A 12,381-nucleotide genomic window follows, 5' to 3' on the forward strand; every position below is an offset into this window, starting at 1 on the left:
TTATTTTTCTAAATATAAATTCGTATTATATGAATAACACAGAAAAAAATGACAAAAAGGAAATACTCCTTTCGACTGATCAGATCACTTTTAATGAAAAGAAAAATGATCAGCTACTCCTTTTAAAAAAAGAACTTCCTACTGCATCTAATCAAAAAACAACAAATATTGCCGAATTTATCGTTGTCAATACTAAGCCTGTCCCCAATAGTACAAAACACATTACAGATATTCGGCTGCTAAGAGATCAGTTAAAAGCAAAAGAGCAATTACTCCATAATCATATCAATGCTATTAATACTTCAAACGCATCTATAGAATTCGATCTTGAAGGAAATATTTTGAGTGCCAATAAAAATTTTCTCGAAATTATGGGCTACAATGAAGCTGATTTAGCAGGGAAACACCATAGCCTTTTTGTTGATTCAGCGTACTCAAAATCGAATGCTTATAAATTGTTTTGGAACAATCTAAAAAAAGGAATTTATCAAAAAGATGAATTTATACGAGTTGCTAAAAATGGCAAATTAATATGGCTTTTTGGTAGTTATAATCCCATTTTAGATACTCAGGGCAATCCTTATAAAATTTTAAAAATTGCTACAGATATTACGCTTGCCAAAACACAATTTTTGCAGTTGGCTGTTCAGGCACAAGAAAAAGAAAAAAGAGCCTCTGAATTGGTTATTGCTAATAAAGAACTCGCTTTTCAAAATGAAGAAAAAGAAAAGCGTGCCGCAGAATTAGTTGTCGCCAATAAAGAACTAAAATTCCAGAACGAGCAAAAAGAAAAAAGAGCATCTGAATTAATCATAGCCAATAAAGAACTGGCTTTTCAGAATAAAGAAAAGGAAAAACGTGCTGCTGAATTAGTTATTGCCAATAAAGAACTGAAATTTCAGAATGAGCAAAAAGAACAACGGGCAAAAGAATTAATCATAGCCAATAAAGAACTGGCTTTTCAGAATAAAGAAAAAGAAAAACGTGCCGCAGAACTCGTTATTGCCAATAAAGAACTAAAATTTCAGAATGAGCAAAAAGAGCAGCGGGCAAAGGAATTAATAATCGCCAATAAAGAACTTGCCATTCAGAGTAAAGAAAAAGAAAAACGTGCCGCTGAATTAATTATTGCAAATAAAAAATTAGCTGCCGAAAATATTCTAAAGCAAAAAAGGAAAGTAGAAAAAGAAAAGCGTGCCGCCGAACTGATTGTTACCAATCGTGAACTTGCTTATCAGGAAAAACGAAGCAAAGAACTAAGCCTTGCGAACGATGAACTCAAAAAAGCCCAGGAAGAACTGGAAGCCTTTTCTTATTCTGTTTCGCATGATCTTCGGGCACCAATTCGTGCGATTAACGGTTATACACAAATTCTTACTGAAGACCATGTAGATGCCATTGACGACGATGGAAAGAATGTGCTACGTGCCATAATAAAAAACTCCAATAAAATGGGCGTTTTAATAGACGACTTATTAGCTTTCAGTAAATTAGGACGAAAACAGGTTGCATCGGTAAATATAAATATGGCCGCTCTCCTAAATGGCGTTATAAGCGATATGACTATTGACAAAGACGAAAATATACCAATTTTCGAAATTGATGTTATTGCTCCCGCAAATGGGGATCCGTCACTAATCAAACAAGTATGGATCAATTTAATTTCAAATGCGATCAAATACTCAAAATATAAATCAGAAACCCGAATCAAGATAACATCAACTTCCAAAAATGATAAAATTATCTATAGTATAAAAGATTGGGGCGCAGGTTTTGACATGGAATATTATGATAAATTATTTGGCGTCTTTCAGCGATTGCACTCGCAGGAAGAGTTTTCCGGGACAGGTATTGGCCTGGCAATTGTGCAAAAAATAGTAAACCGACACCACGGAACGGTGTGGGCAGAATCAAAATTAGATGCCGGCGCAAAGTTTTTCTTTAGCCTGCCGGATATTAAACATTAAAAAAACAAAAAATGAACTACGACGATATTGAAATTTTATTTGCCGAAGACAGCATGGAAGATGCTGTACTAACTATTCGCGCCTTAAACAAAAGCGGTTTTACAAACAAACTTTTACACGTTAAAGATGGTGCTGAAGCACTTGATTTTATATACTGTAGAGGTATTTATTCAGACAGAAATCCTAAGTCGCATCCAAAACTTTTTCTTCTGGATTTAAAAATGCCAAAGATGTCCGGAATGCAGGTACTTGAAAAAGTTAAGAGTGATGCTGAACTAAAATCTATTCCGGTAGTTATACTAACTTCATCGCAGGAGGATCCTGATATAGCAAAATGTTATAGTCTGGGGGCCAACAGTTATATCGTGAAACCGGTAGACAGTAATAATTTTTTTAATGCCATAAAAGAAATGGGAATGTACTGGATGATATTAAGCCAGCCTGCTGTATAAATTTAAGCAAATCATTTAATCTTAACTTATGATTCCATATCAAATTAAAAAGGATATAAAAGTATTGCTATTAGAAGACAATACTGCTGATGCGGACTTAATAGTCAGGCATTTGACAAAATCCGGATTATCATTTAGCTCCAAAATAGTGGAATCAAGAAAAGGTTTTGAAGAAGCACTGGCTACTTTTTTTCCGGATATTATTTTATCAGACTATTCATTGCCTTCATTTGATGCTGTTTCTGCCTTTAAATTAATTAAAGAAAGAGATCTTAAAATACCTTTTATAATTGTTTCCGGTACTATTGGTGAGGAAAATGCTGTAAGGCTTATAAAAGAAGGTGTAACGGATTATGTGTCTAAAAATAATTTTTCATCCTTATTGCAAAAGATTACCCGGGCGCTTAAAGAAGCTGAGGAACTAATTGAAAAAGAAAATTTACTCGAAAGATTAAAAACGCAGACTTCGGCGCTTTTAATAGCCAACCAGGAACTGGAATTTCAAAATGCTGAAAAAGAAAAAAGAGCTATTGAATTACTTAATGCTAATAAAGAACTGCTTGCATTCAATTTCATTTCAAGTCATGATCTTCAGGAACCGCTTCGAAAAATTCAGGTTTTCATTTCAATTATGATGGACAAAGAAATGAAAAACATGACTGAAGACGGAAAAAACAATTTGAATCGCATACATGTCGCAGCAACAAGAATGAGACAACTTATTGAAGATTTAATGGATTTTTCAAGAGTCAGTGCGGTCGATCATCAATATGAAATTAGTGATTTACAGGATATTATTGACGATGTAAAAACAGAACTTATTGAAAGAATTCATCAAAAAGAAACTGTTTTTAATATAAAAGGTTTAGCGCCTGTCAATATTATGACCTCCCAGTTTAGGCAGCTTATTTACAATTTAATCAGCAACTCCTTAAAGTTCTCTTTACCTAAAGTTCCCCTTCAAATTACAATACAGTCTTCGATTCTTAAAAACGAAGAATTTAGAGCCCTTAATCTGCCTGACAGTCCGCAAATTTGTGATTACTGGAACTTTACTTTTCAGGATAACGGAATTGGTTTCGACGCGCAGTACAATCAAAACATCTTCGTTATATTTCAAAGATTACATCATACCGCCGAATATTCAGGAACAGGAATTGGGTTGGCTATAGTAAAGAAGATCGTGGAAAACCACAACGGAATTATAATTGCTGACGGTAATTTAAATAAGGGAGTAACATTTAATATCTACATTCCTATTACGGAAAATTTTAAGAAATTACCGGAAACTTCGAAATCCGGAAAACAACTTTTTAAAGTGAGCAATGATTTACAAAACGCATATGAAATGCATTAGTCTTCACAATGGTTATCCTTTTTTATTGACCTGATAAACAGTATATCTTTTAATTTATTTAATCATACCTTCTAAAGCTTCGTAGGTAGATATTCAACTAAATTAATTAAATTAGCTAAAGAAATATTCGTGATCCTATACATCAGATACCATTTGAGCAAGGTTTGCTATCTGCTATACTATATTTCAAAAGAATACAGACCTATTAGGCTGAATACAACATTAAATTTCCTTCTTATAAATTAAAAGAATGCTTGACAACTTTCCTTTTTATCTTGGTATATTACTAGTTATCTTATTACTGATTATGATAGCTAATAAAATAAAGGTAGCGTACCCCATTTTGTTAGTATTAGCAGGATTGGTTATTAGTTTTATTCCGGGCGTACCTGTAATTAATATCGAACCGGAACTCATATTTTTTATTTTCCTTCCTCCTCTGCTCTATGAAGCAGCCTGGACCGTTTCCTGGAAAGAAATGTGGCGTTGGCGCAGGATTATTACAAGTTTTGCTTTTGTTGTCGTTTTTTTGTCGGCACTTTCAGTAGCACTTGTTGCGAATTATTTTATTCCGGGATTTTCACTGGCATTGGGTTTTGTATTGGGCGGAATTGTATCTCCTCCAGATGCAGTCAGTGCGGGGGCTATTTTAAAATTCGTAAAAGTACCAAAGGCAATCTCCTCTATTTTAGAAGGCGAAAGTTTACTCAATGACGCATCTTCGTTAATCATTTTCAGATTTGCTATGATTGCGGTTGCAACAGAACAGTTTATATTTTACAAAGCCGCTACAAGTTTTAGCTGGATGATTATTGGCGGAGTCTCGATTGGATTACTAATTGGATGGCTTTTTATGAAAGCACATAAATACCTGCCTACGAATACAAATGCAGATATTGTCCTTACGCTTCTTACCCCTTACATTATTTATCTCGCTGCCGAAGAAATTCACTGCTCAGGCGTTCTGGCGGTAGTAAGCGGAGGTTTGCTTTTATCAAACAACAGACATCGCTTTCTTACCAGCAAATCTCGTTTGCGTGGTGTAAATGTCTGGGAGAGTCTCTGTTTTATATTGAACGGATTCGTATTTATGCTAATTGGATTAGATCTTCCTCAAATTACAAAAGGCCTTGAAGAAGTAAGCCTTCCCTCAGCAATTGGTTATGGTGTGCTCATTACGTTAGTCTTAATGGTGAGCCGAATACTTTCATCTTATGGTGCTGTAGTAGTAACAATGATTGCCCGTAACTTCATCACTGTGGCAGACACAAGAAATCCCGGTATCAAAACACCTTTTATACTGGGCTGGACCGGAATGCGCGGTGTTGTTTCTCTTGCCGCTGCACTTTCAATACCTGTTTATTTGAATAACGGAAATGGTTTTCTGCAACGAAACCTTATTTTGTTTATTACTTTTATTGTTATTCTTCTGACATTGGTAATTCAGGGGCTGACACTGCCCTACTTTATCAGAAAAATTAATCTTACGGATATTTATGATCCTATTCCGCATGAGGAAGCGTATAATACGGTTCGAAAAGAATTAGCGGAACACGCAATACATTATCTAAAAACCCATTATAGCGGTGAAGTTGAAAACAATACACCTTTGCAGCATCTCATTCAAAAATGGGAACTTCACAGCAACGGAATAGATGACGAATCGATTGGAGAGGAACTTAAGGTTATTTATCTTGATTTACTAAACGAACAAAGGCAATGGCTGATTGATAAAAACAAGGAAGATCGAACCCTGGACGAATCCATAATCAGAAGGCAAATGTATTATTTGGATATTGAAGAAGAAAAATTGCGCTTTCTTTAAAATTTAATTAATTGAACTGAATACCTACGTAACGCTAAATTTCAATACATGAAAATCTTACCATCCAATTCGACTTTACTTCTTATTGACGTACAGGAAAAATTATTGCCGAAAATTTATGAAAATGAAGAAGTGATGAAAAGTGTGATATGGGTTGTAGATTTGGCACAAACAATCGGTATTCCGCATATTTTAACCGAACATTGTCCGCATAAAATAGGAACGACACCCGCTACAGTACGCGATAAATTTGAAGAAAAAGATATCATAACAAAGGTTTATTTTTCTGCTGTTCGCGAAGGAAATCTTCTTGATAAAATTCAAAAAGAAAGAAAACAAATTATTGTGGCAGGAACGGAGGCGCACATTTGTGTACAGCAAACTGTTCTGGATCTTCTGGAATTGGGTTACGAAGTTTTTATTCTGGATTCAGCGGTGGGAACCCGAATTCCAAACGATAAAGAAAGAGCGCTCGAAAGAATGAGTAAAAACGGAGCAGAAATAATCACACCCGATATGCTGGCGTTTGAATGGCTTGAAAAAGCAGAAACACCACTTTTTAAAGAAGTTCTCACGAAATTTATTAAATAATAAAAAATTACCGCAGTATCAAATTCAGTTGAATTTAATACTGCGGTTCTGGTTTTCTACAATTTTTTTTGACTTAAATCTGATTCTTAAGCTTTAATAAAAGCTAAGATATCTGCATTAACAGTTGCTGCATCTGTCGTTGGCATTCCGTGGCATAAACCTGGGTACGTAATCAGTTTTCCGTTTTTAACTAATTTAGCTGCTCTCAAAGCAGTTGGTACATAGGGAACAATCTGATCGTCTTCTCCATGTAGTATAAGTACAGGTTTGTCTACACTTTTCAAGTCTTCCGTAAAATCTGTTTCTGAAAATGCCTTTATACAGTCATAATGCGCTTTAATTCCGCCCATCATTCCCTGACGCCACCAATTATCCTGAATTCCTTTTTTTACAGCAGCTCCTTCTCTATTGTATCCATAAAACGGGAAAGTCAGATCCTGATAAAACTGTTGTCTGTTATTGGCAGTATTAAAACGAATATCATCAAATACAGCAATTGGAACACCATCTGGATTATTATCGTTCAAAACCATATAAGGCGTCACTGCACTTATAAGTATTACTTTAGCTACTCTGCTTCCGTATTTTGCGGCATATCTTATGGCTTCTCCTCCTCCTGTTGAATGTCCGATATGTATGGCATCTTTCAAATCTAAAAATGCTGTAAGTTCTGCTACATCAGCTGCATAAGTATCCATTTCATTTCCTTTGTAGGTTTGTGTAGATCTTCCGTGACCGCGTCTGTCATGTGCAATTACTCTGAATCCCTGGTCAAGGAAATACAACATTTGCGCATCCCAGTCATCTGCTGATAATGGCCAGCCGTGATGAAAGAAAACAGGCTGTCCTGTTCCCCAATCTTTATAATAAATTTCTGTTCCGTCTTTAACCGTAATCGTACTCATTTTACTTCTTTTTAATGGTTATTAATCATTTTAAATTAAATTCACTTTTATAGTTTTTCATACCAGTCCAAAATATAATCGGCTACTATTTCCCATCCTTTTTCGCCGCAGATGAAGTGACTTTTACCGTCAAAAATCTTCAGATCAACACGACTTTTTTTGTCTTTGTATTTATTTGCCAAAGTTGTTGTAAGTGATTGTGGAAAAATATTGTCGCTGCCTCCGCCAATAAATAAAATCGGCTCGTGTGATACTCCAAAATCAATGTTAGAAAAAGAGTTTAGGACCAATTCGCGGCTTACTTTGAAACTTTCCGGCACGGCATAAGTTTCAAAAGCATTTGCTCTTTCACTTTCAGGAAGTGTATTAAAAAAGCATTTGTCATACCACTCACGGCTCCCCATAAAATATTTTTTACCGGAAAAAAAACCAAATGCCGGTATCACTGATTTTAAGGTTTGTACTGGAGGAAATACATTCTTTGGTGGTGCACCATCAATACTTACAGCCGCTGCTACTTTATTTAATTCTAACAATTTCATCACTGCCATTCCGGCCATAGAATGCCCTATAACTAATGGTTTTTCAGGCAGACTGTCGATGAGCTTCGAAATGTTGTTAACGATATCTATAAAACCTGTTTTAACAAGTGCAGGATGTACCTGTTTTCTTAAATCGGAAGGATTTCCGTCATGTCCGGGATTGGCCGGAGTATAAACTGTATATCCTTTTTGTTCGTAATGGCTTTTCCATTTTGCCCAGCTAAGGTCATTTACAAAGTTTCCATGTATGAGAATTATGGATTTTGATTTGGTCATAAGAATAAATATTTAATGATTAATAACGTATTGTCAATGACGATTTTATAATTTCAAGTTTTAATTATTGTTCTGACAACTGCCTTTTTTTGAATAAAACGACATTGTTTACCTTATTTTTCAATTTAGAAAAACCTATTACAATCTTTACACCTAAATTACAAATAACTTATTATCAATCAATTAAATAAAAAACATATTTTTCTAATCACTACATTTCGCTAATTTATATTCCTTTTTGCGATATATAGCAAGAAGCATTTTTCGCAAAATTTAAATGAGATCGTAGCCGCGTAAATAATGGAATTGTATAATTTGTAAACGGTCGAATTCTTATAAAATGGGAATTTGAATGCATTCAAAAATTCAATGTGAATAATTAACTGTAACATTATCAACATCTAATCGTCTTATTAAAAGTTTAAAATAGCTTTAAAACCTTTTAAAAGATGAAAAAAACTATTCTTGAAGATTTCAAAATCAATATCAAAATTAAACTTGCCCTGCTATGGGCTTCTGTGACATTTTTGTACCTGTATGGAGACTATTTTGAACTATATGTTCCCGGAAAAACATCGGGAATAATGGAAGGAACCAGTTTACTTGATAATCCTCAAAAATTATTTATGGCTTCGTTGTTATTAGCAATTCCGGCGCTGATGGTTGCTTTGTCAATACTACTAAAACCAATCGTAAACAAAGTGTTAAACATTATTTTTGGTCTTTTTTTTACTGCCATTATGCTGTTGATTGCCGTCACTTCATTTTCGGAATGGAGAGCTTTTTATGTTTTTTATGCGATTCTCGAAAGCATCATTACAGCAATAATTGTATGGAAAGCATTTAATTGGCCTAAACAAACCGACTTACAGGAAACCATCTAAATAATTTCAATATGACATCAAATAAAAAAAAGGCTAGAATTGCAGGGTTACTCTATCTCGTTGTTGTGTTAACCGGTTTTTTTAGCCTGGCTTATGTACCTTCTAAACTTATTTTTTGGGATAATCCAACGGAGACTTTTAATGCTATAAAAGCATCTCAGACACTTTTTAGGTTTGGAATTGTGAGTGGTGTAATCTGTTATATTTTCTTTTTAATGTTGCCTGTTGCTCTTTATAAACTCCTTGCACCGGTAAATGAATTGTATGCAAAATTGATGGTTCTTTTAGCCATAATTAGTGTTCCGGTTTCCTTTTTAAATATCCAGAATAAATTCGCTGTACTGTCGCTCATCAATGGTGAAAATCATACTATTTTTTCAAATGAACAATTGAAATCGCAGATCATGTTTTATCTCAATCAATATGATAATGGCATATTAATGGTTTCGATATTTTGGGGACTGTGGTTATTTCCGTTTGGTTATTTGGTATACCAATCCGGCTTTTTACCTAAATTTTTTGGCGTTTTACTGATAATGGGGTGTTTTGGCTACCTCATAAATTTTTTCGGAAATACTTTAATCCCTGATTATTCTGATTATGGATTCTCTAAATATGTAAGCATTCCTTCGGCCTTGGGAGAAATCGGAATCTGTTTGTGGCTTCTTATTATGGGTGCAAAAGAAAAAACGATATTAACCTAATATGCTTAGACTCTCAAAGAGAGAGAGAGAGAGAGAGAGAGTTACGGCAAGGATATTTTTTTAAATGATTATAAAAATAAATTTTATGCCATCATTCCCCAAAACGGAATATTTCATCCAATTTAATGACAGAAGTTCCATTAGATAACACTTTTGGTGCCATTGCTAATTTCTTTGCCAAAATACTGGTTGCTAATGGTCTGAATTTTCTAAACAAACCTATTGCATTGGCAAATTTTAGAAGATTATCCATCACTTTTTCACCAAATCGATCCGTGCCGGCTCTTGAAAGTAATCCGGGTTTGAAAATAATATATTGTTTGAAATCAAGTTTTGCAATCTCATCTTCCAATTTTCCTTTTATTTGAGAATAAAAAACCTTGCTTTCTACAGAGGCTCCGTAAGCCGACAGTAATACAAAAGAGGGAACTCCGTTTTCTTTTGCTAATCGTGCAAACGTTACAGGAATATCAAAATCAATTTTTGTTTGATTCTCTTTTGATCCGGCGGCTTTAAGTGTTGTTCCCAAACAAGAAAAAAAGACATCACCCACTATTAAATCTTTATAAGAATCAATAGTAGAAAAATCGATAATTTGTTCTGTCAACTTTGGATCTTGCTTTCCTATTGTTCTTCTAACAAAAACAGTAACTGATGTATAAGCTGCATCTGCTAAAAGTTCGTCAACCAAAAATTCTCCTGTCGAACCTGTCGCTCCAATAACTAATGCTTTCATAAATATATTTTTAAAAAGTAAAAACAACTTAACACAATCCCGATAACGCTTTAACAAAAGTAAAAAAAATAGGTTATAGTATTTATATTGGTTTTTAAAAGATATTATAATTGCATATTACAAATTAAAACAACCCGATTAATTAAAAATCAATACATTTGCAATTCACAAAAAGAAATGAAAAACAGTATTAACATCTCTATTATTATTAGTGTAGCCATTATTAGATGTCTACAGAGAGGTGTTGTATAAATATATTTAAAGATATAATTTGAAAAGACCTCCCCGTACTCAGGAGGTCTTTTCTATTTTGAGCAACTATGAAAAACGTAGCAACTAACAGTATTATCGCAATTATTAGTATTCGTATCACATGACGAGTCAGGAATCTATTGCATACTAATAAAAACCTTTCTCTGTCAAAACGAGGAAGGTTTTTTTTTGAAAATAACCTAACAATTAATACATACTCATAAAGAAACAGCCATGAAAAAACAATACACTTTTACCATTTATGCCGAAGATCAAGTACAATTGTTCCAAAAAATCACTTTAATCTTTTCAAGGAAAAAAATTAAAATAGAAAGCTTCAACTTTTCTTCTTCTGAAGTGGATCAAATATCTCGTTTTACAATCGTGGTAACAGAAACTTATGAAATCGTCAAAAATTTAGTTCCCCAAATTGAAAAAATAATTGAAGTTTATAAATGTTATTGCAATACCAATGAAGACATCATCTGGAAACAAATTGCTCTTTTTAAAGTGCTAACATCAATCCTCTATCAGGAAAATTTAAACTTTTTCCTAAATAATGCTGCTGTCACGGCAGTTTCAATCGAAAGAGATTATACCATATTCCAGGCTACCGGAAACGAAGAAGAAATCAATGACTTAGTTGTCCAATTTTCTGATTTTAATCTTATCGAATTTGTAAAAAGTCCCAGAATTGCACTTATTAGAAAGAGTGAAGGTTTTGCAAAGGAATTATCAGATAAGGAAAGAGAGGAAGAGCAACTTTTTGTATAATGTCATGGGAAAACTTAAATTATTTTTTTACTATTTTCTTCTGTCAAAATTCCTCAGAAACTTAAAATTGTTATATTTACTTTTTTAGCTGACAATAATAATGGTACAAGAATTCAGTTTCTATACTGTTAAGTCAATTAATTTTAAGAAGTCATAATGGAAAAACATATAGAATCAGTAGCATCGTTACCTCTGGAAAATAATCCAATTACATATCCTCAAATAAAAGAAGCCGATTTATTACCCCATCCGGAATCTCGTTTAGATTCTGCGGAAATGAAAGAAACACCACTTAGTGATTCCACCATTCCGTATAGAGATTTAACGGATGTTGCCAGTAAAAAAGAAAGCATTCACCAGCTTATTGCTAAACTGGATGTCGAAAATAATATTAGATATCAGCGAACAGTAGAAGATACCTATTGCAATGTCTACTCATACGATTATTGTTATTTCTCGAAAGTATATCTTCCGACAGTTTGGTGGACGGATGAATCTCTCGAAAAAATGGCACAAGGGCAAGACGTCGAAGCTGTTTTTGAGCAAACCGTAGACCGAATTTATTCCAGCGCCATTACCGACTGGTTTTTGGAATGGGGACCTAATTTTGGCTGGGAGAAAATGGATAGTGCTGAGGAAATTCAGAATAAGGTAAATGAAAATGGCGGAATTGGAATCATTTGCGCCAAAAGAAGAGAAAAAGGACTTTCAGGACATATCGTTCCAGTTGTTCCGGAAACTGATTTACATAAAGCGTATCGCGAAAATGGTGTTGTCGTTTATCCCTTGCAATCTCAGGCAGGAAAGCTGAATTACAATTATTTTTCGGAAGTAAGAAAAGACTGGTGGAACGATGAATTATATTCCTCTTTTGTGTTTTACTATCATGAATAAAATAAGCCTACAAAGCTTCTGGTCAAACATTCAAAAAATTAATTGATTTTCAGCGTGTTAACCACTTGGAAATAACATAATAAATAACTACTTTTGCAACTTGGAAAAAACAGGAATAGCTAAAAAATACAATTAGGCTATTTATCTGCTTAAATTATTGATATAAAAGTAATTAGTGATCATTATAATTTTATAAGCCCCTTTGTAAAATTTTACTTTTTT

General features: G+C 33.9%; 12 protein-coding genes. 9 read left to right on the forward strand and 3 right to left on the reverse strand.

Annotated features, from left to right (window positions below; all coding sequences use genetic code 11):
- Window positions 1-29 precede the first annotated feature (29 nt).
- The 5 genes from B0A65_RS01660 to B0A65_RS01680 all read left to right on the forward strand — a co-directional run bounded on the left by B0A65_RS01660 (window position 30) and on the right by B0A65_RS01680 (window position 6,192).
- On the forward strand, window positions 30-1,967 hold the full coding sequence (locus tag B0A65_RS01660) for a PAS domain-containing sensor histidine kinase (RefSeq protein WP_089069600.1): 1,938 nt from the start codon (window positions 30-32) through the stop codon (window positions 1,965-1,967).
- Window positions 1,968-1,978: 11 nt separating this feature from the next.
- On the forward strand, window positions 1,979-2,419 hold the full coding sequence (locus B0A65_RS01665; protein ID WP_074658039.1) for a response regulator: 441 nt from the start codon (window positions 1,979-1,981) through the stop codon (window positions 2,417-2,419).
- Between the two features lie 28 nt (window positions 2,420-2,447).
- On the forward strand, window positions 2,448-3,776 hold the full coding sequence (locus tag B0A65_RS01670) for a hybrid sensor histidine kinase/response regulator (protein WP_074658037.1): 1,329 nt from the start codon (window positions 2,448-2,450) through the stop codon (window positions 3,774-3,776).
- 250 nt (window positions 3,777-4,026) lie between these two features.
- Window positions 4,027-5,601 (forward strand): Na+/H+ antiporter, encoded by a 1,575-nt coding sequence (locus tag B0A65_RS01675; RefSeq protein WP_074658035.1) that lies wholly within the window; start codon window positions 4,027-4,029, stop codon window positions 5,599-5,601.
- Window positions 5,602-5,649: 48 nt separating this feature from the next.
- Window positions 5,650-6,192, forward strand: a complete 543-nt coding sequence (locus tag B0A65_RS01680; protein ID WP_074658033.1) for an isochorismatase family protein — start codon at window positions 5,650-5,652, stop codon at window positions 6,190-6,192.
- 86 nt (window positions 6,193-6,278) lie between these two features.
- On the opposite strand, the gene B0A65_RS01685 is transcribed toward B0A65_RS01680, so the two are convergent.
- Window positions 6,279-7,097, reverse strand: a complete 819-nt coding sequence (locus B0A65_RS01685; protein WP_074658031.1) for an alpha/beta fold hydrolase — start codon at window positions 7,095-7,097, stop codon at window positions 6,279-6,281.
- Between the two features lie 47 nt (window positions 7,098-7,144).
- On the reverse strand, window positions 7,145-7,915 hold the full coding sequence (locus B0A65_RS01690) for an alpha/beta hydrolase (protein WP_074658029.1): 771 nt from the start codon (window positions 7,913-7,915) through the stop codon (window positions 7,145-7,147).
- Window positions 7,916-8,364: 449 nt separating this feature from the next.
- Between B0A65_RS01690 and B0A65_RS01695 the strand changes: the two genes are divergently transcribed.
- Both B0A65_RS01695 and B0A65_RS01700 read left to right on the forward strand, forming a co-directional pair.
- Window positions 8,365-8,799, forward strand: coding sequence for a DUF6326 family protein (locus tag B0A65_RS01695; RefSeq protein WP_074658028.1), 435 nt, complete (start codon window positions 8,365-8,367; stop codon window positions 8,797-8,799).
- Between the two features lie 11 nt (window positions 8,800-8,810).
- Window positions 8,811-9,503 (forward strand): DUF4386 domain-containing protein, encoded by a 693-nt coding sequence (locus B0A65_RS01700; protein WP_074658026.1) that lies wholly within the window; start codon window positions 8,811-8,813, stop codon window positions 9,501-9,503.
- A gap of 91 nt (window positions 9,504-9,594) precedes the next feature.
- Here B0A65_RS01700 and B0A65_RS01705 read toward each other — a convergent pair whose 3' ends face one another.
- Window positions 9,595-10,239 (reverse strand): NAD(P)H-binding protein, encoded by a 645-nt coding sequence (locus B0A65_RS01705; protein ID WP_074658024.1) that lies wholly within the window; start codon window positions 10,237-10,239, stop codon window positions 9,595-9,597.
- Between the two features lie 486 nt (window positions 10,240-10,725).
- Between B0A65_RS01705 and ilvN the strand changes: the two genes are divergently transcribed.
- The gene (ilvN, locus tag B0A65_RS01710) at window positions 10,726-11,265 is read left to right on the forward strand and encodes an acetolactate synthase small subunit (RefSeq protein ID WP_074658022.1); all 540 of its coding nucleotides are present in this window, start codon (window positions 10,726-10,728) and stop codon (window positions 11,263-11,265) included.
- A gap of 156 nt (window positions 11,266-11,421) precedes the next feature.
- Window positions 11,422-12,159 carry a hypothetical protein gene (locus B0A65_RS01715; RefSeq protein ID WP_074658020.1) on the forward strand — a complete coding sequence of 246 codons (738 nt, stop codon included), beginning with the start codon at window positions 11,422-11,424 and terminating at the stop codon, window positions 12,157-12,159.
- Window positions 12,160-12,381 lie beyond the last annotated feature (222 nt).

The sequence above is a fragment of the Flavobacterium frigidimaris genome, from assembly GCF_002217275.1.
Classification (GTDB): domain Bacteria; phylum Bacteroidota; class Bacteroidia; order Flavobacteriales; family Flavobacteriaceae; genus Flavobacterium; species Flavobacterium aquidurense.

Excerpts from the sequence above, each read along its gene's own strand:
- B0A65_RS01660 (WP_089069600.1), top strand. The coding sequence starts at position 30 with ATGAATAACACAGAAAAAAATGACAAAAAGGAAATACTCCTTTCGACT.
- B0A65_RS01665 (WP_074658039.1), top strand. The coding sequence starts at position 1,979 with ATGAACTACGACGATATTGAAATTTTATTTGCCGAAGACAGCATGGAA.
- B0A65_RS01670 (WP_074658037.1), top strand. The coding sequence starts at position 2,448 with ATGATTCCATATCAAATTAAAAAGGATATAAAAGTATTGCTATTAGAA.
- B0A65_RS01675 (WP_074658035.1), top strand. The coding sequence starts at position 4,027 with ATGCTTGACAACTTTCCTTTTTATCTTGGTATATTACTAGTTATCTTA.
- B0A65_RS01680 (WP_074658033.1), top strand. The coding sequence starts at position 5,650 with ATGAAAATCTTACCATCCAATTCGACTTTACTTCTTATTGACGTACAG.
- B0A65_RS01685 (WP_074658031.1), bottom strand. The coding sequence starts at position 7,097 with ATGAGTACGATTACGGTTAAAGACGGAACAGAAATTTATTATAAAGAT.
- B0A65_RS01690 (WP_074658029.1), bottom strand. The coding sequence starts at position 7,915 with ATGACCAAATCAAAATCCATAATTCTCATACATGGAAACTTTGTAAAT.
- B0A65_RS01695 (WP_074658028.1), top strand. The coding sequence starts at position 8,365 with ATGAAAAAAACTATTCTTGAAGATTTCAAAATCAATATCAAAATTAAA.
- B0A65_RS01700 (WP_074658026.1), top strand. The coding sequence starts at position 8,811 with ATGACATCAAATAAAAAAAAGGCTAGAATTGCAGGGTTACTCTATCTC.
- B0A65_RS01705 (WP_074658024.1), bottom strand. The coding sequence starts at position 10,239 with ATGAAAGCATTAGTTATTGGAGCGACAGGTTCGACAGGAGAATTTTTG.
- ilvN (WP_074658022.1), top strand. The coding sequence starts at position 10,726 with ATGAAAAAACAATACACTTTTACCATTTATGCCGAAGATCAAGTACAA.
- B0A65_RS01715 (WP_074658020.1), top strand. The coding sequence starts at position 11,422 with ATGGAAAAACATATAGAATCAGTAGCATCGTTACCTCTGGAAAATAAT.